We start from the raw sequence: 19,940 nt of genomic DNA, 5'->3' as shown, positions 1-19,940 counted from the left end.
ACTTACTGAGGGATTGCTCAGTTCCCGGTATGGGGGTGGAAGGAGGCAGGATGTTGCCATGTCCAACGTTTCACCCTCCCCCGGTACCCCGTCCGAACAGCCGACTCCGCCGTCGGGCCAGATGGCGGCCAGCCCGCTGACCCGCGCCTGCCTGGAGATCGACGAATACGCCGCCGGCCTCGGCTGGGACCAGCCGGCCCGCCTCTTCGCCCTGGTCGACACCGCCCGGCTGCGGTCCTCGGAGCCGCGGCTGGCCGCCCAGCTGGGGCTCGACACCGATGACACCGGCAAGGCCCAGCTCACCCCGGTCGAGCAGGACGAGCTGCCGCCCGGCACGCCCCTGGACAAGTTCCTGGGCACCGTCGCCTGGCCCGACGCGGTGGCCGGCTGCGCCCTCACCGTGGAGCGGCTGATGCTGCCGCCGTCCGCCGAGGCCGCCGTGCCGTCCGGCATGAACGAGAAGCAGCTGGCCAAGTGGGTGGCCGCGCACCCGGAGCGGCAGGAGGTCCGGCTGACCGTGGCGGTGCTGCGGGACGGCTCGCGCGAGTCGGCCGTACGGCTGCGGGAAAAGGACTCGCCGAACGAGGTGCTGACCGGGGCCGGGCTGGTGCCGGGCCTGGCCGAGGCCCTGGCGGCGACCTTGTCCTGACCGGGCCGGCCGGCTGACCGGCTGATGGGCCGGCCTGGCTGACCCGGCCGGCCGGTGCGGGCGGGCCCGGGGGCTCGGGGGCCCCGGGGCCGCCCGCCTCGGAACGCGCTACGCGCGGCGCAGGACGCGCCGCCGCTACTTCGCGGTGCAGGCGGGCAGGCCGGCCGTGTCGCCCTTGCTGATCTTCTGCAGCGCCTTGTAGGCGTCGTCGATGGTGTTCACCTTGACCAGGGTGAGGCCGTCGGGGATCTGCTTCACGGCGGAGGCGCAGTTGTCGGCCGGGGTCAGGAAGTACCGGGCGCCGGCCGCCCGGGCGCCGATGGTCTTCATCTGGATGCCGCCGATGGGGCCGACCTTGCCCTCGTCGTCGATGGTGCCGGTGCCCGCGATGAACTTCCCGCCGGTCAGGTCCTCCGGGGTCAGCTTGTCGATGATGCCCAGGGCGAACATCAGGCCGGCGCTGGGGCCGCCGACGTCGGCGAGCTTGATGTCGATGCTGAACGGGAAGGTGTGGTCGGTCTCGGCCCGGATGCCCACGATCGCGTGGCCGTCGCCCTCGGCGGCGGCGGTCGTGATGGCCACCTTCTCGCCGCCCTCGGGCTCCTTGCCGGCCTTCTCCGCGGCGGCGGCATCCTTGGCCGGGATGATCGTGAACTCGACCTTCTCGCCGGCCTTGTGCTTGGTGACCAGCTTGGCCACGTCGCCGGGGGCCTTCACCGCGACCCCGTCCACGGCCTTCACCACGTCCCCGGCGTGCAGCCTGCCCTCGGCCGGGCTGTCCTTGACCACGGTGAAGACGGCCACGCGGGCGGTGACCGGGATGCCCAGCTGCTTGAGGGCGGCCACCTTGGCGCTCTCCTGCGACTGGCTGAATTCCTCGGCGTTCTCCTGCGTGGACTGCTCTTCCGTCTTGCCGTCCGGGTAGAGGTTCTCGTGCGGGACGACGATGTTGTCGTCCGCCAGCCAGCCGTACACCGCTTCCGGCAGGCTCATGTCGTAGTCGGCACCGGTGACGCGGACCGTGGTCATGTTCAGGTGGCCGGTGGTCGGGTAGGTCTTGCGTCCGGAGATCTGCAGGACCGGTTCGCCGCCGGACTCGCCCAGCGTGTTCACCGTCGGGCCCGGGCTCATCTCCGAGTACGGGACCTTGATGAAGACCCACGCGCAGAGCAGCGCGAACAGCATGAGCGTGGAGGCGAGCATCGTCGCAGTGCGGCGTGGCATGGAACGACAGTACGGGAAGCGCCGCGGGCACGACCCCCGGGGCCGGTCCGTCAGGCGGACGCGGAGTCGGAGACGGGCGCCGCCGTGCCGGGAGCGCCGGCCCCCGCCCGGTCCTGCTCGACCCGGTCCATGGCCTCCCGGAACCGCGCATAGCCCGCGAGCTCGGATATGTCACCGGCCGTACGGTCACGGGCCGCCCAGCGGCCCCAGATGGCTGCGCCTATCGCGGCAACCAGCGGAATCAGCAACCACGCCAGTGACGCCATGCCGAGCCTCCCTACCCCGAGATCGAGCTGTTGGTGATTGCAACGCTCGGTCCCGGGACCGGGTTACGCAAATCGAGGGCGTGTTGCGCGTCCGAACGGGCGACGGGAGGGCCCGTTCAGCAGGCTCCGACCCACTCCTCGGTGCCGTCGGAGAAGGTCTGGTGCTTCCAGATCGGAACCTCGTGCTTGAGGTCGTCGATGAGCATCCGGCACGCCTCGAACGCCTCCCCGCGGTGCGGGCAGGAGACCGCCACGATGACGGCCAGGTCACCCACGGTGAGATCACCGACGCGGTGCACGGCGGCCAGGGCGCGTACGGGGTACTTGGCCACGACCCGCTCCGCCACGCGGCGGATCTCCGCCTCCGCGGTGGGGTGGCAGGAGTAGCCGAGCGCGTCGACGTCGGCCCCTCCGTCGTGGTTTCGCACCGTGCCCACGAACAGGGCCGTCCCGCCGCTGGAGTCGTCCCCCACGGCCCGGAAGACCTCGTCGAGGGAGAGCGGGGTCTCACGGATCCCGATGAGGCGGATGGGGTCCGCGGCGGCTTGCTCGCCGGGGTGATCGAAATGCGGTGCCATAGCCTCCATCGTGCCCTACGCCGCGGACGCGGCGGAATACCCCGATCACCCGTCCGCCACCCCCTGCCTTGGGAGCCTCCTACAGCGAAATCCGGCCGGACCGCACCCGCCGCCCACCGACGTGGGCCGGCGCCCCGCCCTTTCCTCCCGGTGTGGGCAGGCGTCCCGCAGGGCGATGGGGGTCCCCCCGGACGGAGCCGGGGGAGGACGGACTGGGGGAATCCACCCGCGCCGGGACGCGCGAGGGCACCGGACGGGCACGGCCCCCGGCGGGGCTCCGGCTCCGGCGGAGCCGCCCGCCACGGGCCGGGCCGGCCGCACCGGCCGACGTACAGGATCGGAGGTCAGATGCCCCGGCGCCGCCGCGCCCGCCGCACCACCGCCGCCGCACCGAGCAGCGCGACCGTCGCTCCCGCGGCCCCCGCCGCCGTCGCGTCCTTGCGCCCGAGCCGGCGCCCGGCGACCGTGTGCCGGCCCGCCACCTCCTGCAGGAGCTCGGCCAGCACCTCCTCGTTCGTCCAGCGCGGCCGCCAGCCCGCCGCGTGCAGCCGGCTGACGCTGACCACCCACGGGTGCATCGTGTACGCGAGGTCGCCGGCCGGGGAGGGCGTCAGCCCGATCCGGTGCAGCCGGGCGGCGGCCCCCAGGGCCACCGCGGAGGGGAGCTCCATGCGGCGGATGCCGCTCAGCTCCTCCACCTCCTCCTGCTCCAGCCAGCCCTCGCAGCCGACCGCCAGCTCGCCCTCGACCTTCTCCAGCGCCGCGTACTCCAGCGCCGACACCAGGTCCTCGACGTGGCAGAACTGCCACATCGGCCGGGACCCGGCGACGACCAGCAGCCGCGGTGACTCGAAGTAGCGGGTCAGGGCCGTGTCGGTGCCGCCGACCAGGACGGCCGGGCGGACCACGGTCACGTTCAGCCCGGGGTGCGCGCGGGGGGCGCGCCGGCCGAGGCGTTCGATCTCCAGCAGGTCGCCGACGCCCGTGGCCTCCGCCGTGGCCCGCAGCTCGGAGTCCTCCGAGAGCGGTACGTCGTTGTCCGGCAGCGCCCCGTAGACCATCGCGGAGGTGCAGAGCACCACCCGCCGCACGCCGGCCGCCGCGGCGGCGGTCAGCACGGTCTGGGTGCCGCGCACGTTGTACGCCGTACGGGCCGCGGAGTCGGTCTCCAGGTCCAGGTCGAGCGCGAGGTGGACGACCACGTCGGCGCCGCGGAGCTTGTCGGCGATCGCCGGGTCCCGGACGTCCAGGACGTGCCACTGGGCTGCGGCGCAGTCGCCGCGCCGCTCGTCGATCGCCACGACCTGCTTGACCTCGTCCGAGGCGGCGAGGCGGGCCACCAGGGCGGCACCGACGCCCGCGGCGGCACCGGTGACGGCGACGACGGGGCCGCGCACGGCCGGGTTTCGCGGCCGGCGAACGCCGTCGGCGGCTTCGGACACGGCATCGGCCCGGCCTGCCTGGGCGGCCTGTCCGTGCCGTTCTTCGCCGTCCTGCGGCGCTCGAACCTGCGGATCTGGGGAACTCACCGGGCGTCTCCAGCGGTTGTCTTCGGTAGGTAGGCGTCCTGACGCGTACCTACCAGGTGACGTCCATCCTGCCGCAGCCCGGGAGCCGGCGGAGCACCGAGCCCGGAAGCGGGTGCGGTGTCTACGCTGGGGGTGATGTCGGGACCATTGCCCGCCGGCGCGTGCCGGCGGCCCTACGAGCCGAGGAAACCCGTGAGTGACACCCCATTCGGATTCGGCCTTCCGCCGGAGGAGCCGGAGGACGGCGACGAAGGCAAGAAGAAGGGCGCGCCCAATCCGTTCGGGTTCGGCGGGGCCGGCATGCCGGGCGGCACGGACAACCCGTTCGCCGCGATGTTCGGCGCCATGAACCCGAACGACCTGGGGGCCGCGTTCCAGCAGCTGGGGCAGATGCTCAGCTACGAGGGCGGCCCGGTGAACTGGGACATGGCCAAGGACGTGGCCCGGCGGACGGTGTCCGCGGGCACGGCCGACGGCGTGAAGGACCGCAGCGTCGGCGTCGCCGAGAAGGCGGCCGTCGAGGAGGCCGTGCGGCTGGCCGACCTGTGGCTGGACGGCGTGACCTCGCTGCCCGCCGGGGCCGGCACGGCGGTGGCGTGGAGCCGCGCCGAGTGGGTCGAGGCGACCCTGCCGGTGTGGAAGGAGCTCGTCGACCCGGTCGCCGAGCGGGTCGGCGCGGCCATGGGCCAGGTGCTGCCCGAGGAGATGCAGGCGATGGCGGGCCCGCTGCTCGGCATGATGCGCTCCATGGGCGGCGCCATGTTCGGCCAGCAGATCGGCCAGGCCGTCGGCGTGCTCGCAGGCGAGGTCGTGGGCTCCACCGACGTGGGCCTGCCGCTGGGCCCGGCCGGGAAGGCCGCCCTGCTCCCGCTGAACATCGAGGCCTTCGGGAAGGACCTGGGCATCGGGTCCGACGAGGTCCGGCTGTACCTGGCGCTGCGCGAGGCGGCGCACGCCCGCCTGTTCGCGCACGTGCCGTGGCTGCGGTCGCACCTGTTCGGCGCGGTCGAGGGCTACGCGCGCGGGATCAAGGTGGACACCTCGAAGCTGGAGGACGTGGTCGGGCAGCTCGACCCGACGAATCCGGAGCAGCTGCAGGAAGCACTGCAGGGCGGCATGTTCCAGCCGCAGGACACCCCGGAGCAGAAGGCCGCCCTGGCCCGGCTGGAGACGGCGCTCGCGCTGGTCGAGGGCTGGGTGGACGCGGTGGTGCACGAGGCCGCGAAGCCCCGGCTGACCTCGGCGGACGCGCTGCGCGAGATGCTGCGCCGGCGTCGTGCCACCGGTGGTCCGGCCGAGCAGACCTTCGCCACGCTGATCGGTCTGGAGCTGCGGCCGCGCCGGCTGCGGGACGCCTCGCGACTGTGGGCCTCGCTCACCGACGCGCGCGGGATGGACGGCCGGGACGGGCTGTGGGAGCACCCGGACATGCTGCCGACCGCTTCGGACCTGGACGACCCGGACGGCTTCGTGCACCGCGAGCAGCTCGACTTCTCGGAGATCGACAAGATGCTCGGCGAGGCCGCGCAGCAGCGGGACGCGCAGGGCGAGGGCGGCAAGGACGCCGAGGGCGGCAAGGGCGGCGACGAGGGCAAGGGCGACGGCGCGAAGTGAGCCTGCACGATGACGCGGTGCTGGTGCTCAAGGGGTACGAGCACCAGCCCGAGCTGAGGGACGTGTACCTGGAGCACCTGGCCGCGCACCCGGACGGGGTCTTCAAGCCGTGTGCGGCGGGGCACGTCACCGGCAGCGCGCTGGTGATCGACCCCGTGGGCGGGCGGGTGCTGCTCACCCTGCACAGGAAGCTGGGCATGTGGCTGCAGATGGGCGGGCACTGCGAGCCCGGTGACGCGACCCTCGCGGACGTGGCCCTGCGCGAGGCGCGCGAGGAGTCCGGTATCGAGTCCGGGCTGTCGCTGCTGCCGGGCGGCCCGGTGCGGCTGGACCGGCATCCGATCCCGGCGCCGTGCAACTGGCACCTGGACGTGCAGTACGCAGCACTGGCACCGGCCGAGGCGGTCGCGGAGATCAGCGACGAGTCGCTGGACCTGCGCTGGTTCGCGTACGACGAGGTCGCGGACGTGGCCGATGCGTCGGTGGTCCGGCTGCTGGAGGCGACCCGCGCCCGGCTGTGACGGTGTGATCCGCAAGAGGGCGGTCCGGCAGCCTGCTGCCGGACCGCCCTCTTGTTGGCGGAGGTGGTGGGCCGGGGCCGTCAGGCGCGGCTGCCGCCCAGGGAGTTGCCGCGCATGCCGAAGCCGAGCATGCCGCCGCGCAGGTGGGTCGGCGGGAGCAGCTCGCTGGGCTGGATCAGGACGTGGCCCTCGCCCTGGAACTGCATCTCCCAGCCCTCTCCGGTGGAGCCGCGGCGGCGCCAGACCCCGGAGGTGGAGGTGGGGGCCTGGAGCTGGGTGCGCAGGGTGGTGGACCAGGCGATGACGGCGTCGGCGTCCGCGCAGATGTTCTTGCCGGGGCCGACCTCCAGCACCAGCGGCTCGCCGGAGGTGAGCAGGGCGACCTGGCCCGCTCCGCTGAGTTCGAGGTTGTAGGCGCCGGCCGAGGCGATCTCGACGGCGCTGTCGATGGCGACGATGCCCACGCCGAGGGTGGAGTCGAAGGCAAGGACGTACTTGCTGTCGACGGTCAGGCCGCGGCCGACCTCCATCACGTGGATGTGCTGGGCGAAGTTGGCCAGGTAGACCTGGCCGTTGCCCTTGCACTTCATCAGTTCGATGCCCTCGCCGGTCATCTGCCGGACGTTGCGCCAGCTGTTGTTGCGGTACTGGCTCTGGAAGTCGATCTGGCCCTCGAAGGCGACCATGGCGCCCTGGCGGGCGAGGACGGCCCCGCTGCCCTGGTTGACGTCGACCTTGAGCAGCTGCGGGTTCTGCAGGGTGTAGCGGCCGGTGGACGGCACGGGTACGTGGGCGAAGAGTGTGCTGTGCATGGTGGCTCGGTGCTCCTCTCAGCCCCGGATCTTGAATCGGTCGCCGGTGTCCTCGCTGGGCTGGACGATCACGAAGCCCTGGCCCTTGAAGCCGATCTGCAGGGCTTCGCCGCTGCCCCGGCCGATCAGCGCGCTCGCCTTGACGGTGCGCTTGGCCTTGAGGTCGAGGCCGGTGGTCCAGCCGATCAGCGCGTCGGGGTCGACGTAGGTCTCGCGTTCGGCGCAGTCGAGGACGGTGGGGACGCCGCGGCTGACCAGGGCGACCCAGCCGGTGCCCCGGATGACGAGGTTGGTGAGGCCGGAGCCGGACAGCTTGGCCAGGCCCTTGACCGGCTCGATGGCGAGCTGGAGGGTGGCGTCGCAGGCCAGCAGGGTGGCCCCGTTGACGGAGAGCGCCTCGTCGGCGAGGTGGACGACGAGGACGTCCGCGCCGTAGTCGGCGAGGAAGAGGTCGCCGTCGCCCCGGCAGAGCATCAGCTTGCCGCCCTCGCCGGTGACCATCTCCTCGGCCGAGCGGCGAAGGCCCGCGGGTGCCGCGTCGAACTGGACGTACCCGTCGTAGGCGATCATCGAGCCGGCCTTGGCGATCAGGTCCTGGCCGGTGGTCATGGCGACCTTGAGGGTCTTGGCGTTGTGGACGGCCATCCGGACGCCGGTGGCTGCGGCGCGGTGGGCACCGAGGGTCTGTGTGTCCATGACTGCCTCACACCTCGAAGGGCTGTACGACGACGAAGTTGCCGGGGGCTCCGCGGAACTGGAGGTTGACGGCCTCCCCGCTGCGGCTGGCGTACCCGGAGCGGCGCAGCCGCAGGGCGGTGGTGGTGACCGCCTGGGCTCCGGCCGACCAGGCGATGACCGCATTGCCGTCGACGTAGGTGGCGGGGCCGACCGGGAGCACCACCGGGGTGCCGCGGGTCTTGACGACCACGGCTCCGGTGCCGGAGAAGAGCATCGAGAACAGGCCGCCGCCGGGCAGGCCGGCGCCTTCGATGCGGCGGACCTCGGTGTTCAGCGACTCGTCGAAGGCGAGGACGCCCTGGGCGCTGGTGTAGAGCTGGTCGGTGCCTTCGAGGCGGATGACGAAGAGGCGGCTGGCCTCGTCGGCGAGGAAGACCTCGCCGTCGCCGGAGCAGCGCATGAGGGACATGCCCTGGCCGGTGAGCTGTCCGGTGAGCTTGCCGAGCAGGCCGGAGCCCTTGTGGGCGAAGTCGATGTCGCCCTGGTAGGCGACCATGCTGCCCTGCCTGGCGAGGACGGACTGGTTCTTGGTGAGGGTGACGCGGACCTGCTGCGGGTTCTGCTCGGTCCAGCGGTCGCCGGTGGCCGCCTCGGCGTACTTGCCGAGAACCACGCGGAGGCCCGCCTCCGGCGGGACCGGGGCGGCGGCCTGGACCCCGCCGAACGGCGGCGCCACGGGCGCCCCGGGCGGCGGCACGGCCCCGAAGGGCGGGGCCGTGGCGATCGGCGCGGCGGGGGCCGGCACGGCGCCGAACGGCGGCGGGGAGCCGAAGGCGGCGGTCTGCGGGGCCGGGGTGCCGAAGTCCGGTGCGGGTGCCGGGGCGGGCACGGGCGCGGGGGCCGGGGCGGGTGCTGCCGGTGCCGGGGCTGCCGGTGCCGGGGCGGCGGGCGTCAGGGACACCGGGGCCGCGGGCGCGGCGGACGGGGGCGCGACGGCGGGGGGTGCGAAGGCGGGGGGTGCGAAGGCGGGGGGCGCGGCGGCGGGCGGTGCGGCGACGGCTTCGGCCCGCTGCTCCTCGGCGACCTCTCCGCCGAAGTTCTCCAGCAGGGCGGCGAGACCGCCGTCGAAGCCCTGGCCGACGGCCGCGAAGCGCCAGACGTCCTTGAGGTAGAAGTCACCGAGCATGACCGCGCGCTCGGTGCTGAACTCGGCGCCGCTGAAGGAGTAGCGGACGACCTCCTCGCCGCCCGCGACGACCCGGATGTATCCGGGACCGATCCGGGACATCGTCCCGTCGCCGTCGATGGTGGCGGTGAAGGACAGCTTGTGGACGGCCGCCGGGATCCGGTCCAGCGTCACCCGGAACGACTCGGTGTCCCCGGCCTGCGGGCCGAGCTGCTGGATGGACTCCTCGGGCGACTTCGGCTGGTTGTAGAAGACGAAGTAGCGGTCGTCGGAGAGCCGCTCCTCCGCGTCGAGCCCGAAGCAGCTGATGTCGAAGGCCAGCCCGGGGCCGGAGATCTGGACGCCCACGTACAGATCCGTGCCCGCGGTCAGGTCACTGACCTTGGCCTTGTGGCCGCGTTGGAATTCCCTGGCCATGTGCTGTGACCGTCCCCCGTCCAAAGGTGAATGAGTTCCGCCAGGCTAGCGGCACCCGATCCGGTTCGGCCAAGCCCTGTGGATGACCGGCCCTCACTCCTCGCGCGGTGCGGGCAGCTTCGGCAGCCGTTCCGCCGCCGCCACTCCCTCCAGGTAGCCGCGCGCCCGCTCGGTCCGCGGGTAGGCCTCCAGCAGCTGCCAGAACCGCGGCCCGTGGCCCGGCACCAGCAGGTGCGCGAGCTCGTGCAGCAGCACGTAGTCCACCACGTACTCCGGCATCCCGCGGAGCCGGTGGGACAGCCGGATGCTGCCCTCGGCCGGGGTGCAGGAGCCCCACCGGGTGTTCTGGTTGGTGACCCAGCGCACCGAGCGGGGGCGGGCACGGCCCTCGAAGTACTGCTCGGAGAGACGTCCGGCGCGGTCGAGCAGTTCCGAGTCGCCCAGGGTACGGCGGCTCTCCTGCCGGGCCAGCTTGTCGAGCATCACGCCCACCCAGCGCCGCTCCTCCGCCTCCGACATCCGGGCAGGGATGAGCACGACCGTGCGGTCGCCCTCGCGGTAGGCGGACACGGTCCGGCGGCGGCGCGTGCTCCGGCGGACTTCGACGGGGCAGGGGGGAGGCTCGGCGGACACGCCCCCGACGGTACCTGCCGGGCACGCCGGACGTCCCGTCATCTCGTATGACGAATAGAAGGACCTGTGGACAACTTCTCACGGGCGTCGGCCGGGGTGGGCATGCTGCGGTCATCGGGCGGGACGAGGAGCCTGCCGCGACGGCCGAGTTGGACGGTGTGAGGGGGACGGCGATGCATCCGAAGGTGAAGCCCGCGCTGGCGAGGGCCTGGCGGGACCTGGAGACCGTGCAGTTCGGGGTGACCCCGGCGCACGCGGTGGTGTTCGGCCCGCTGGACACGGCGACGGGGTCGCTGATCGACCGGATCGACGGCACCCGGGGCATGGAGCTGCTGCGGGCGGAGGCCAGGGCGCTGGGGCTGCCCGACGGCCGGGCGGACGAACTGGTCCGCGGACTGGCCGGAGCGGGACTGATCGACGACGCCACCGCCGGCCACCCGGCGGCGCAGGCCCTGCGGCGCGGGGCCCCGGAGCGGCTGGGACCGGACCTGGGGTCGCTGTCGGTGCTGTCCCGGGACCCGGCCGGGGTGCAGGAACGGCTCGCGGCACGGCGGGCGGTACGGGTCCGGGTGCGCGGGGCCGGCCGGGTCGGGGCGGCGGTGGCCGCCGTGCTGTCCTCGGCCGGGGTGGGCCGCGTGGAGGTGATGGACGGCGGCCGGGTCGAGCCCGGGGACCTCTCGCCCGGCGGGCTGGGACCGGACTCCGTGGGCCGGCTGCGGGCGGAGGCCGGGGCGGCACTGGTCCGGGCACCGGCGCCGGCCAGGCCTCCGGCGGCCACCGGCCCGCCGGGTGCGGAGCCGGGACTGGCCCTGGTGGTGGTCGCACCCCGGGACGGGCTGCAGGCCTGGGCGCCCGACCCGGACACGGCCGCCGACTGGATCGCGACGGGCACACCGCACCTGTACGCGGGGGTGCTGGAGGGCACGGGGGTGGTGGGGCCGCTGGTGCTGCCGGGCGGGACGGCGTGCGCGGGCTGCATGGAGCGGGAGCGGGTGGCCCGGGACCCGGCATGGCCCCGGCTGCTGGTGCAGTGGCGTACGGCGCACCGGCGGCGGGCGGTTCCGGCCTGCGACGTGGGACTGGCCACGGCGGTCGCCGGTCTGGCGGCGGCACATGCGCTGGCCTTCCTCGACGGGGAGCTGCCCGCGTCCGCGGGGGCCCGCTGGGAAGCGGCCCTGCCCGGACTGCACTGGCAGCGGACCGGGCTGACGGCACATCCGGAGTGCGGCTGCGGGGCCGCGCGAGAGCCGGGGCGCCCGTCCGGCATTCGAGAAGCACAGGACACAATGGCCCGGTAACCGCCGCTCGCGGCACGGTTTCTGGCACTGGAGGGGCACATGTCTGATCTTCCCCGGAAGGCGGTCGCCCGGACCGTCAAGCTGGCCACGCTGCCGCTCGGCATCGCGGGCCGGGCCACCTGGGGGCTGGGCAAGCGGATCGGCGGGAAGTCCGCGGAGTTCGTCGCACAGGAACTCCAACAGCGCACCGCCGAACAGCTGTTCAAGGTCCTCGGGGAGCTGAAGGGCGGTGCGATGAAGTTCGGGCAGGCCCTGTCGGTGTTCGAATCGGCGCTGCCCGAGGAGGTGGCCGGGCCGTACCGGGCCGCGCTGACCAAGCTGCAGGAGGCGGCTCCGCCGCTGCCCGCGGGGACGGTGCACCAGGTGCTGGCGGAGCGGCTGGGCGAGGACTGGCGCGAGCTGTTCGTCTCCTTCGAGGACAAACCGGCCGCGGCCGCGTCGATCGGGCAGGTGCACCGGGCGGTGTGGCACGACGGACGGCAGGTCGCGGTCAAGGTGCAGTACCCGGGGGCCGGCGAGGCCCTGTTGTCGGACCTGAAGCAGCTGGGCCGCTTCGCCGGACTGCTGGGGCCGCTCATTCCGGGGATGGACGTCAAACCGCTGATCCGGGAGCTGCGGGACCGGGTCGCGGAGGAGCTGGACTACGAGCTGGAGGCGGAGGCCCAGCGCATCCACGCGGAGGCGTTCGAGGGGGACCCGGACGTGCTGGTGCCGGACGTGGTGCACCAGGGCGACCAGGTACTGGTCACCGAATGGGTCGAGGGCGTCCCGCTGTCGGAGGTGATATCCGGCGGAACCGAGGAGGAACGCGACCGCGCGGGGCAGCTGTTGGCCCGGTTCCTCTTCTCCGGGCCGGCCCGGACCGGGCTGCTGCACGCGGATCCGCACCCGGGGAACTTCCGGCTGGTGCCGGGACCGGACGGCCACGCCCGGCTGGGGGTGCTGGACTTCGGCACCGTCGACCGGCTGCCCGGCGGGCTGCCCCGCTCGATAGGGGTGTCGCTGCGGATGACCCTGCAGGGCGATGCCGAAGCGGTCTACGAGCAGTTGTGCGCCGAAGGGTTCGTCAAGGAGACGATCGAACTCGACCCGGACGCCGTGCTGGACTACCTCCGGCCGATCATCGAGCCCGCCGTGGTCGAGCAGTTCACCTTCACCCGGGGGTGGATGCGCGGGCAGGCGGCACGGCTCGCCGATCCGCGCTCCCCCGCCCACCGGTTGGGCAAGCAGCTGAACCTGCCGCCCTCCTACCTGCTGATCCACCGGGTGACGCTGAGCACCATCGGGGTGCTGTGCCAGCTGGGCGCGACGGTGCGGCTCCGGGACGAACTGGAGGCATGGCTCCCGGGATTCACCGCCGGGGACTGATCACCACCAGGAGGAATCGAGTCTGCCTTCGATCGCCCGGATGTTGGCCCGGGCGCAGTCGTGGCAGAAGTATTCCCGGACGCCGTTCTCCACGGAGCAGGTCCAGGTGATCGGGGCCCCTTCGGGGGACCGGGTGCCGCAGCGGGCGCACACGACGGTCCGGTCCTCTGGCCCCTGCGGTACGGGATGGGGGGTCGGCTGGTCCACCTCCAGACGATACCGCCGCACGGCGCGGACAGCCGGGCGCAACGCACCGGGGGACCGGCCCGTTCGGACCGGTCCCCCAAGGGTGGTGCTGTGGTGGTGCCGTGGCGCGTGGGCCGTCAGTGCATGACGGCCATGGCCAGCGCGCGCCGGGCGCGCAGCGAGACGCGCTCGGCCCGCCGCTGCATGCGGCGCGCGTTGACCAGGCGGACGGCGCGGCGCTCGGCCTGCGCCTCACGCATGCGGTCGGCCATATGGGCACGGGCCAGGGCTTCTGGGATGAGTTGCATTTCGCGGGTCCTGTTCTGGCGCGAGGTGATCGCACCGGTGGTGATGAAGTCTTCGGCGGTGGCGGCTGCCTTGGAGGGGGTCAGCTCACTCGTCGTGTAGGCGGTCATGGGGGCCTGCTTCAGGGGGTCGTGCGTCAGGGGGCGGTCGATGGTTCCGAATCCGGTGCGGTGGGCGGTGTTCATGCCATGACCGGGTTCTTGCGCGGGCGGCCACGCGGCCGCTTGCGGGCGACAACCACGCCCTGGACGAAGAGCTCGCCACCCCAGACACCCCAGGGCTCGCGGCGCTCGACCGCGCCGGCGAGGCAGGCCTCGACCAGCGGGCAGGTGCGGCAGAGGGACTTGGCGTACTCGACGTCTGCCGGGGACTCGGCGAAGAAGACCTCCGGGTCGTACGAGCGGCAGGGAACGGGCACGCCGAGCTTCTCGATGGCGTCGTCGAGCGCGGTGAGCGCGGTGAGCGGAGTCAAGGTGGAGTCCTCCGGGACTGCAGGCGGGGAGATCGTTCGGTTCTGCGGTACGGACGGGGCGTGCGCTTCGAGTTGCACGGTTGGTTTCTTCCTCGTCTGGTCGTTCCGGCCGGTCGGCCGGTGTCGGCTGGTACCTGGTCTTGCCAGTCCCGAGGCCCCTTCGCCCTGTCGGTCCCGTTCGGGACAAACAGAAGGGCCGCGGATCCCGGGTGGGGTTCCGCGGCCCTGAAGGCGCCGGCCTGATCATGCGATCAGGCTGGATCACTCCAGGGTTCGAGCCCGCGGAAGGCCCACATCAGGTGGTGCTGCGTCGTCTGCTTCTGGGATCCGGCACCGGCTGCCGCAAAGGCATAGGCGCCATGTGCCGCCTGCTCCTTCGCTACTGCCACCGGTGCCTGGGTCGGTCGCTCGCTGCGCTCTCGGACCGGAAGGGTCGCCAGGACGGCAGGCCGGTTCGCGGAAATCGCGGACAGACCGGTGCCCTGACCCAGGGAGGCGGCGGGGGCGGCGAGGAGCGAGGTGGAGCCGAGCAGGCAGGAGGCGGCAACCGAGCGATCGGTCATTTTGGTGAAGGTGTTGAAGCTGATCACTGGACTCGCCTCCTCTCGGCGTCTCGGGGACGGGCTGTGGTGGGCCTGTCCCGGTGTATTCGGATAAGTACAGCACGAAGACAGGGCTTCGAAGAAGCCGCCGTTCCCGTGGTTAAGAACCTATGGGGATCCCCAGGGCATGTGCAAACTATTTTTCCGACGAGTTTCTACGCGTCGTCAGCGGACCCGTGGTCAAGCTCCTGACCTGCGCAGATGGCCAGGACATCGGCCCCGTACCGGTCCAGCTTGCGGCTGCCGACGCCCGGGATGACGGCGAGCTCTCCCGGCTCGTCGGGCGCCGCCTCGGCGATCGCCATCAGGGTCTTGTCGGTGAAGACGCAGTACGCGGGCAGGCCCTGGGCCTTCGCCTGGGTCGCACGCCAGTCGCGGAGGCGCTCGTACAGGCCCTCGTCCATGTCGGACGGGCAGTCCTCGCAGCGCATCAGCTTGACCTCGCCCGCTTCGGTGAGGGTCTTGCCGCAGACCCGGCAGAGGACCGGCCCGCGCCTGCTCCGCTTGCGGCTGCCGCCGCCCTCGGCCGGCGCCCGGTGTCCCGCGGCGGCGGAGCCGGGCCGCAGCCCGGTCAGGAAGCGGCTGGGCTTCCTGGAGGCGCGGCCCCCCGGGGACCGGGACAGCGCCCAGGACAGGGTCAGGTGGAGCCGGGCCCGGGTCACGCCGACGTAGAGCAGCCGGCGTTCCTCCTCGATCTGCTCGTCGGTCCTGGCGTAGGTGATGGGCAGCATTCCGTCGGTGAGGCCGACCAGGAACACCGCGTCCCACTCCAGGCCCTTCGCGGCGTGCAGGGAGGCCAGGGTGACGCCCTGGACGGTCGGGGCGTGCTGGGCGGCCCGGCGTTCGTCGAGCTCGGCCACCAGGTCGGCCAGTGTGGCCGCGGGGCGGGCCCGGCCGAAGTCCTCGGCGAGCCGGACCAGCGCGGCCAGCGATTCCCACTGGTCGCGGACCGCTCCGGAGCCGGCCGGCGGCTCGGGCGTCCAGCCGGTGGCGCTGAGCACGGCCCGCACCTGTCCGGCCAGGTCCACCACGTCGGCCAGCAGCGGGTCGCGGGCGCCGGAATGGGCGGCGCCGCGCAGTGCGAGCACCGCCCGGCCGACCTCCTGCCGCTCGAAGAAGCGCTCGGCGCCGCGCAGCTGGTAGGGCACCCCGGCGTCGGCGAGGGCCTGCTCGTAGACCTCGGACTGGGCGTTGATCCGGAACAGTACGGCGATCTCGCCGGCGGGGACGCCGGCGGCGATGAGGTCCCGGACCCGGCGGGCGACGCCCTCGGCCTCGGCGGGCTCGTCGGGATATTCGGCGTACGCCGGGTCGGGACCGGGCTCGCGCTGCGAGACCAGCTCCAGGCGGTGGTCGGCGGCCCGGCCGCGGGCCTGGCCCAGCAGGCCGTTGGCCAGGTGGACCACCTGGGGCGTGGAGCGGTAGTCGCGGATCAGCTTGACGACCGTGGCCTGCGGGAAGCGGTTGCGGAAGTTCAGCAGGTGGTCGGGGGTGGCTCCGGTGAAGGAGTAGATCGTCTGGCTGGCGTCGCCGACCACGCAGAGGCTGTCGCGGTCCCCGAGCCAGAGCTCCAGCAGGCGCTGCTGGAGCGGGCTGACGTCCTGGTACTCGTCGACCACGAAGTGCTGGTACTGGGAGCGGATCTGGTCCGCGATGAAGGGCTGGTCCTGGAGGATGGCGACGGTGAGGAGCAGCACGTCCTCGAAGTCGATCATTCCGCGGTCGCGCTTGAGCTGTTCGTACGCCGCATAGATCCGAGCGATTTCGGCCATGTCGCGGGGGGCCTCGCGGCCGGCCTTCACCGCCGCGGCGGCATAGTCGCCGGGGATGATCTGGGTGACCTTCGACCACTCGATCTCGCCCGTGACGTCCCGCAGCTCGTTGCGGTCGAGGCGGACGGAGCAGCGGGCGCCGGCCTCGGCGACCAGCTGGACCTTCCGCTCGACCAGCCGGGGCAGATCGCCACCGACGGCTTTCGGCCAGAAGTAGTGGAGCTGCCGGAGCGCGGCGGAGTGGAAGGTGCGGGCCTGGACGCCCTCGGCGCCGAGGCCGCGGAGCCGGCCGCGCATCTCCCCGGCGGCGCGGTTGGTGAAGGTGACGGCGAGCACGCTGGCCGGCTTGAACGCACCGGACCGGACCCCGTACGCGATCCGGTGGGTGATGGCGCGGGTCTTGCCCGTGCCCGCACCGGCGAGCACGCACACCGGCCCGCGCAGGGTCGTGGCGACCTCGCGCTGCTCCGGGTCGAGACCGAGGAGCACGGCGTCGGCCGATTCGGCGACGTCCGGGAAGGATGAGGAGTGCGTTACTGCTGTCACCCCGCCATGCTGCCAGGTCCTCCGGGGCCGGCGGACACTTGTCCACAGCCCGTGCACTCCGGTCATACCGGGGGTCACACCGACGCCCCCCGCGGTCACCCGGCGTGCGCCCGGGGTCACGGGGAATGGGCGGGCGACCGGGCGCGTTCGACTACTTCGGAACGATCCGCTTCCGACCGATCCGCACCGGACCGGCCCGAACCGGACCGTTCTTCTCCGGACCGACCGCCCCGCCCCGAAAGAGAGCGCCCCCATGCAGGACAAGGGTTCCGTGACGATGTACAGCACGACCTGGTGCGGCTACTGCCGCCGGCTGAAGACCCAGCTGGACCGGGAAGGCATCGCGTACACCGAGATCAACATCGAGCAGGACCCGCAGTCCGCGGCGTTCGTCGAGAAGGCGAACGGCGGCAACCAGACCGTCCCCACGGTCCTCATCGTCTCCCCCCAGGGCACCGAGTCGGTCATGACCAACCCGAGCCTCGCCCAGGTCCAGCAGGCCCTCGCGGTCTGACCCGGGCGCACCGCCCACGGCGGCCCGGCCGGGCCGCCGCGGCCCGCACAGCACGAAGGCCCCTCCGCTGCCGCGGGGGGCCTTCGTGCGTTCCGCCGCACCGGGCGGCGGGCCGGGCGCTCAGCCCAGCGGCTTCGGCAGCGGCTCGCCGTACCAGAGCTCGACCAGACGCGCCGCGATCGAGATCCCGGACGGCGGCAGGACCGCACCCGTCTCGATGGCCGTGCGGAGCTCCTCCCGGGAGAACCAGCGGGCCTCCTGGATCTCCTCGCCGTCCACGTTGATCTCCGAGGAGACCGCGCGGGCGGTGAAGCCCAGCATCAGGCTGTACGGGAACGGCCACGGCTGGCTGGCGACGTAGTCGACCTCGCCGACCCGGACGCCCGCCTCCTCCCAGACCTCGCGGACCACCGACTGCTCGATGGACTCGCCGGGCTCGACGAACCCGGCCAGGGTCGAGAACCGGCCCTCGGGCCAGTGCACCTGGCGGCCCAGCAGCGCCCGGTCCTGCTCGTCGGTGACCAGCATGATCACGGCCGGGTCGGTGCGCGGGTAGTGCTCGGCGCCGCAGCCCGGGCAGCGCCGGACGTGTCCGGCGGCCGCGACGACCGTGCGCTCTCCGCAGCGGGAGCAGAAGCGGTGCATCCGCTGCCAGTTCTCCAGCGCCACCGCGTGCACCATCAGGGCCGCGTCCCGCGGGCCCAGCAGCAGGCCCGCCTCGCGCAGCCCGGCCGGGCGCGCCGACTGGTCCATGCGGCCCGGCAGCGAGTCCTTCTGCAGCGCGAAGTAGCTCACCCCGTCCTCGTCGGTGCCGAGGAAGTAGCGGTGGGTCTCGGTGATCGGCGCCTCGAAGGCGGGGGTCATCACGATCTCCGTCCCACCGTCCGGGGTGTCGTCGATCAGGACCTGCCCGCCGGAGACCACGAAGACCCGGGTCGTCGGGTGGCTCCAGGCAGCGGCCAGCCAGGCCTCGTCGAGGCGGTGGTGCGCGGCGCGATCGATTCCGCTGGGCGCGGTAAGCGAGACGGGCCGCTCGGTCAAGATGCTCACAGTGAGATTCCAACTCCCCCGGTGGTGGGACAGGCAGCGGGCAGACTTGTTCGGTGCGGGCGACGCGGCGCGGTGCGGGGCGCGCGGTGCGGGCTTCTGAACGGGTGGGAACGGACGGGAACAGGCGGGAACGGGCGGTACGGGTCCGGACGGGGACGACGGCGGATACGGACGGGCTGTGGGAGGACGGACGGGCTGTCGGGGGGACGTACGGGCGCTTCGGGCGTACGGGCGCTTCGGGCGTACGGGACGTGGGGGGCGTACGCGCCTCCGCGGGCGTGCGGCCGCGGATCTCAGACGGGGTGCGGTGTCACTCGGGCCTCCAGGTCCCGGCCAGGTCCGCCCACAGGTACGCGGCGGTCTCCACGCCCTTCACCAGCAGGTCGAGCTCGACCTTCTCGTTCGGCGCGTGCCAGCCGTCCGACGGGACGGAGATGCCCAGGAAGAGCACCGGCGCCCCGAGCACGTCCTGGAGGTCGGCCGCGGGACCCGAGCCGCCCTCCCGGGTGAAGCGGATCTTCTGCTCGAAGGCGCGCCCCATGGCCCGTACGACCGACTGCAGCGCCGGGTGGTCCAGCGGGGTCAGGCAGGGCCGGGTCGGCGCGCCGAAGACGATGGAGTGCCGGATGCCGGCCGGGACGAGGGCCGCGACCCAGTTCCGGACGGCGGCCTCCACCTCGTACGGGTCCTGCCCCGCGACCAGCCGGAACGACAGCTTCAGGTGGGCGGTGGCCGGAACGATGGTCTTGCCGCCGGGGCCCTGGTAGCCGCCGCCGATGCCGTTGACCTCGGCGGTCGGCCGGGCCCAGACCCGCTCCAGGGTGGAGTAGCCGGCCTCTCCGAGCGTGCCGTGCGACTTGGCGGCGGCGAGCCACTCCTCCTCGTCGAAGGGCAGCTCGGCGATCAGGGCGCGCTCGGCGTCCGTCAGCTCGACCACGTTGTCGTAGAAACCGGGGACGGTCACCCGCTCGTCGGCGTCGTGCAGCGCCGCGACGAGGCGGGCGGCGACGGTCGCCGGGTTGGGAACGGCCCCGCCGAAGGCCCCGGAGTGGATGTCCTGGTCCGGTCCGAACAGCTCGATCTCGCAGTCGGCGATGCCGCGCAGGCCGGTGCAGACGGTCGGGGTGGTCTCGTTCCACATGCCGGTGTCGGAGACGATCACGACGTCCGCGGCGAGGCGGTCGCGCTCGCGCTCGACCAGGGCGCGGAAGTGCGTGGATCCGGACTCCTCCTCGCCCTCCACCAGCAGCTTGAGGTTGACGGCGGGCGCGGTCCGGCCGGTCGCGGCGAGGTGGGCGCGCACGCCCAGGGTGTGGAAGAACACCTGGCCCTTGTCGTCGGCGGCACCCCGCGCGTACATCCGGCCGTCCCGGACGACCGGCTCGAAGGGCTCGCTGTGCCAGCCGTCGGCGAGCGCGGCGGGCTGGACGTCGTGGTGGCCGTAGACCAGCACGGTCGGCGCGTCCGGGTCCCCGCTGGGCCACTCGGCGAACACGGCCGGGGCACCCGGGGTGTCCCAGACCTCCGCCGTCGGGAAACCGGTCTCCTTGAACTTCCCGGCCAGCCAGTCGGCACTGCGGCGTACATCGGCGTCGTGCTCGGGCTGTGCCGAGACGGAGGGGATGCGCAGCCAGTCCGCGAGGTCGTCGAGGAAGGCTGCACGGTGCGTGTCGATGTACGTACGGACGGCGCTGTCCGGGGTCTGGCTCATGCCTACGA

At 73.1% G+C, this 19,940-nt stretch carries 21 protein-coding genes; 6 read left to right on the top strand and 15 right to left on the bottom strand.

Annotated features, from left to right (window positions below; all coding sequences use genetic code 11):
• Nucleotides 1–121: 121 nt before the first annotated feature.
• On the top strand, nt 122–649 hold the full coding sequence (locus AB0O36_RS26385; RefSeq protein ID WP_365114732.1) for a PPA1309 family protein: 528 nt from the start codon (nt 122–124) through the stop codon (nt 647–649).
• A 135-nt stretch (nt 650–784) separates the two neighbouring features.
• Here the strand turns inward: AB0O36_RS26385 and AB0O36_RS26380 are convergent, their stop codons facing one another.
• The 4 genes from AB0O36_RS26380 to AB0O36_RS26365 all read right to left on the bottom strand — a co-directional run bounded on the left by AB0O36_RS26380 (nt 785) and on the right by AB0O36_RS26365 (nt 4,159).
• Nucleotides 785–1,873: a PDZ domain-containing protein gene (locus AB0O36_RS26380; protein WP_365114676.1), complete on the bottom strand. Its 1,089-nt coding sequence runs from the start codon at nt 1,871–1,873 to the stop codon at nt 785–787.
• 50 nt (nt 1,874–1,923) lie between these two features.
• Complete coding sequence (locus AB0O36_RS26375; RefSeq protein WP_365114675.1) at nt 1,924–2,139, bottom strand: hypothetical protein; 216 nt, start codon at nt 2,137–2,139, stop codon at nt 1,924–1,926.
• 116 nt (nt 2,140–2,255) lie between these two features.
• The gene (locus AB0O36_RS26370) at nt 2,256–2,717 is read right to left on the bottom strand and encodes a molybdenum cofactor biosynthesis protein MoaE (RefSeq protein ID WP_365114674.1); all 462 of its coding nucleotides are present in this window, start codon (nt 2,715–2,717) and stop codon (nt 2,256–2,258) included.
• Between the two features lie 344 nt (nt 2,718–3,061).
• Nucleotides 3,062–4,159 (bottom strand): SDR family oxidoreductase, encoded by a 1,098-nt coding sequence (locus AB0O36_RS26365; protein WP_365114731.1) that lies wholly within the window; start codon nt 4,157–4,159, stop codon nt 3,062–3,064.
• A 279-nt stretch (nt 4,160–4,438) separates the two neighbouring features.
• Here AB0O36_RS26365 and AB0O36_RS26360 point away from each other — a divergent pair, with 279 nt between their 5' ends.
• On the top strand, nt 4,439–5,860 hold the full coding sequence (locus AB0O36_RS26360; protein ID WP_365114673.1) for a zinc-dependent metalloprotease: 1,422 nt from the start codon (nt 4,439–4,441) through the stop codon (nt 5,858–5,860).
• Nucleotides 5,857–6,381 carry an NUDIX hydrolase gene (locus AB0O36_RS26355; RefSeq protein ID WP_365114672.1) on the top strand — a complete coding sequence of 175 codons (525 nt, stop codon included), beginning with the start codon at nt 5,857–5,859 and terminating at the stop codon, nt 6,379–6,381. The genes AB0O36_RS26360 and AB0O36_RS26355 overlap by 4 nt, the downstream gene beginning before the upstream one ends.
• Before the next feature lie 80 nt (nt 6,382–6,461).
• On the opposite strand, the gene AB0O36_RS26350 is transcribed toward AB0O36_RS26355, so the two are convergent.
• The 4 genes from AB0O36_RS26350 to AB0O36_RS26335 all read right to left on the bottom strand — a co-directional run bounded on the left by AB0O36_RS26350 (nt 6,462) and on the right by AB0O36_RS26335 (nt 10,149).
• Complete coding sequence (locus tag AB0O36_RS26350) at nt 6,462–7,193, bottom strand: AIM24 family protein (RefSeq protein ID WP_365114671.1); 732 nt, start codon at nt 7,191–7,193, stop codon at nt 6,462–6,464.
• 18 nt (nt 7,194–7,211) lie between these two features.
• Nucleotides 7,212–7,889, bottom strand: coding sequence for an AIM24 family protein (locus tag AB0O36_RS26345; RefSeq protein WP_365114670.1), 678 nt, complete (start codon nt 7,887–7,889; stop codon nt 7,212–7,214).
• A 7-nt stretch (nt 7,890–7,896) separates the two neighbouring features.
• Nucleotides 7,897–9,474: a TerD family protein gene (locus AB0O36_RS26340; RefSeq protein ID WP_365114669.1), complete on the bottom strand. Its 1,578-nt coding sequence runs from the start codon at nt 9,472–9,474 to the stop codon at nt 7,897–7,899.
• Between the two features lie 93 nt (nt 9,475–9,567).
• Nucleotides 9,568–10,149: a M48 family metallopeptidase gene (locus AB0O36_RS26335; protein ID WP_365114668.1), complete on the bottom strand. Its 582-nt coding sequence runs from the start codon at nt 10,147–10,149 to the stop codon at nt 9,568–9,570.
• A 131-nt stretch (nt 10,150–10,280) separates the two neighbouring features.
• Here AB0O36_RS26335 and AB0O36_RS26330 point away from each other — a divergent pair, with 131 nt between their 5' ends.
• Nucleotides 10,281–11,405: a ThiF family adenylyltransferase gene (locus AB0O36_RS26330; RefSeq protein ID WP_365114667.1), complete on the top strand. Its 1,125-nt coding sequence runs from the start codon at nt 10,281–10,283 to the stop codon at nt 11,403–11,405.
• A 39-nt stretch (nt 11,406–11,444) separates the two neighbouring features.
• Nucleotides 11,445–12,773 (top strand): AarF/ABC1/UbiB kinase family protein, encoded by a 1,329-nt coding sequence (locus AB0O36_RS26325; protein WP_365114666.1) that lies wholly within the window; start codon nt 11,445–11,447, stop codon nt 12,771–12,773.
• On the opposite strand, the gene AB0O36_RS26320 is transcribed toward AB0O36_RS26325, so the two are convergent.
• The 5 genes from AB0O36_RS26320 to AB0O36_RS26300 form a co-directional block, all read right to left on the bottom strand.
• Nucleotides 12,774–12,980, bottom strand: coding sequence for a hypothetical protein (locus AB0O36_RS26320; RefSeq protein ID WP_365114665.1), 207 nt, complete (start codon nt 12,978–12,980; stop codon nt 12,774–12,776). It abuts the gene before it with no gap.
• A gap of 116 nt (nt 12,981–13,096) precedes the next feature.
• Entirely contained in the window at nt 13,097–13,450 is a 354-nt protein-coding gene (locus AB0O36_RS26315; protein WP_365114664.1) for a hypothetical protein, read from the bottom strand.
• Nucleotides 13,447–13,815 carry a WhiB family transcriptional regulator gene (locus AB0O36_RS26310; protein WP_365114663.1) on the bottom strand — a complete coding sequence of 123 codons (369 nt, stop codon included), beginning with the start codon at nt 13,813–13,815 and terminating at the stop codon, nt 13,447–13,449. The genes AB0O36_RS26315 and AB0O36_RS26310 overlap by 4 nt, the downstream gene beginning before the upstream one ends.
• Nucleotides 13,816–13,988: 173 nt before the next feature.
• The gene (locus AB0O36_RS26305; RefSeq protein ID WP_365114730.1) at nt 13,989–14,300 is read right to left on the bottom strand and encodes a hypothetical protein; all 312 of its coding nucleotides are present in this window, start codon (nt 14,298–14,300) and stop codon (nt 13,989–13,991) included.
• A 194-nt stretch (nt 14,301–14,494) separates the two neighbouring features.
• Nucleotides 14,495–16,723 carry an ATP-dependent DNA helicase UvrD2 gene (locus AB0O36_RS26300; protein WP_365114662.1) on the bottom strand — a complete coding sequence of 743 codons (2,229 nt, stop codon included), beginning with the start codon at nt 16,721–16,723 and terminating at the stop codon, nt 14,495–14,497.
• Between the two features lie 187 nt (nt 16,724–16,910).
• Between AB0O36_RS26300 and AB0O36_RS26295 the strand changes: the two genes are divergently transcribed.
• Complete coding sequence (locus tag AB0O36_RS26295; protein ID WP_365114661.1) at nt 16,911–17,171, top strand: mycoredoxin; 261 nt, start codon at nt 16,911–16,913, stop codon at nt 17,169–17,171.
• Nucleotides 17,172–17,291: 120 nt separating this feature from the next.
• Here AB0O36_RS26295 and nudC read toward each other — a convergent pair whose 3' ends face one another.
• Together nudC and AB0O36_RS26285 are read right to left on the bottom strand one after the other, a co-directional pair.
• Nucleotides 17,292–18,221, bottom strand: coding sequence for an NAD(+) diphosphatase (nudC, locus tag AB0O36_RS26290; protein ID WP_365114660.1), 930 nt, complete (start codon nt 18,219–18,221; stop codon nt 17,292–17,294).
• Between the two features lie 310 nt (nt 18,222–18,531).
• Complete coding sequence (locus AB0O36_RS26285; RefSeq protein WP_365114659.1) at nt 18,532–19,932, bottom strand: dipeptidase; 1,401 nt, start codon at nt 19,930–19,932, stop codon at nt 18,532–18,534.
• Nucleotides 19,933–19,940 lie beyond the last annotated feature (8 nt).

The sequence above is a fragment of the Streptomyces sp. NPDC089799 genome, from assembly GCF_040684755.1.
Classification (GTDB): Bacteria; Actinomycetota; Actinomycetes; order Streptomycetales; family Streptomycetaceae; genus Streptomyces.
Note: the sequence above shows the minus strand (reverse complement) of the source record. Positions and strands in the feature narration are given on the sequence as shown.

Coding starts and splice junctions, on each gene's coding strand:
- AB0O36_RS26350 (WP_365114671.1), bottom strand. CDS start 7,193: ATGCACAGCACACTCTTCGCCCACGTACCCGTGCCGTCCACCGGCCGC.
- AB0O36_RS26295 (WP_365114661.1), top strand. CDS start 16,911: ATGCAGGACAAGGGTTCCGTGACGATGTACAGCACGACCTGGTGCGGC.
- AB0O36_RS26345 (WP_365114670.1), bottom strand. CDS start 7,889: ATGGACACACAGACCCTCGGTGCCCACCGCGCCGCAGCCACCGGCGTC.
- AB0O36_RS26305 (WP_365114730.1), bottom strand. CDS start 14,300: ATGACCGATCGCTCGGTTGCCGCCTCCTGCCTGCTCGGCTCCACCTCG.
- AB0O36_RS26385 (WP_365114732.1), top strand. CDS start 122: ATGGCGGCCAGCCCGCTGACCCGCGCCTGCCTGGAGATCGACGAATAC.
- AB0O36_RS26330 (WP_365114667.1), top strand. CDS start 10,281: ATGCATCCGAAGGTGAAGCCCGCGCTGGCGAGGGCCTGGCGGGACCTG.
- AB0O36_RS26375 (WP_365114675.1), bottom strand. CDS start 2,139: ATGGCGTCACTGGCGTGGTTGCTGATTCCGCTGGTTGCCGCGATAGGC.
- AB0O36_RS26300 (WP_365114662.1), bottom strand. CDS start 16,723: ATGACCGGAGTGCACGGGCTGTGGACAAGTGTCCGCCGGCCCCGGAGG.
- AB0O36_RS26315 (WP_365114664.1), bottom strand. CDS start 13,450: ATGAACACCGCCCACCGCACCGGATTCGGAACCATCGACCGCCCCCTG.
- AB0O36_RS26340 (WP_365114669.1), bottom strand. CDS start 9,474: ATGGCCAGGGAATTCCAACGCGGCCACAAGGCCAAGGTCAGTGACCTG.
- AB0O36_RS26370 (WP_365114674.1), bottom strand. CDS start 2,717: ATGGCACCGCATTTCGATCACCCCGGCGAGCAAGCCGCCGCGGACCCC.
- AB0O36_RS26285 (WP_365114659.1), bottom strand. CDS start 19,932: ATGAGCCAGACCCCGGACAGCGCCGTCCGTACGTACATCGACACGCAC.
- AB0O36_RS26325 (WP_365114666.1), top strand. CDS start 11,445: ATGTCTGATCTTCCCCGGAAGGCGGTCGCCCGGACCGTCAAGCTGGCC.
- AB0O36_RS26380 (WP_365114676.1), bottom strand. CDS start 1,873: ATGCCACGCCGCACTGCGACGATGCTCGCCTCCACGCTCATGCTGTTC.
- AB0O36_RS26335 (WP_365114668.1), bottom strand. CDS start 10,149: ATGACGGGACGTCCGGCGTGCCCGGCAGGTACCGTCGGGGGCGTGTCC.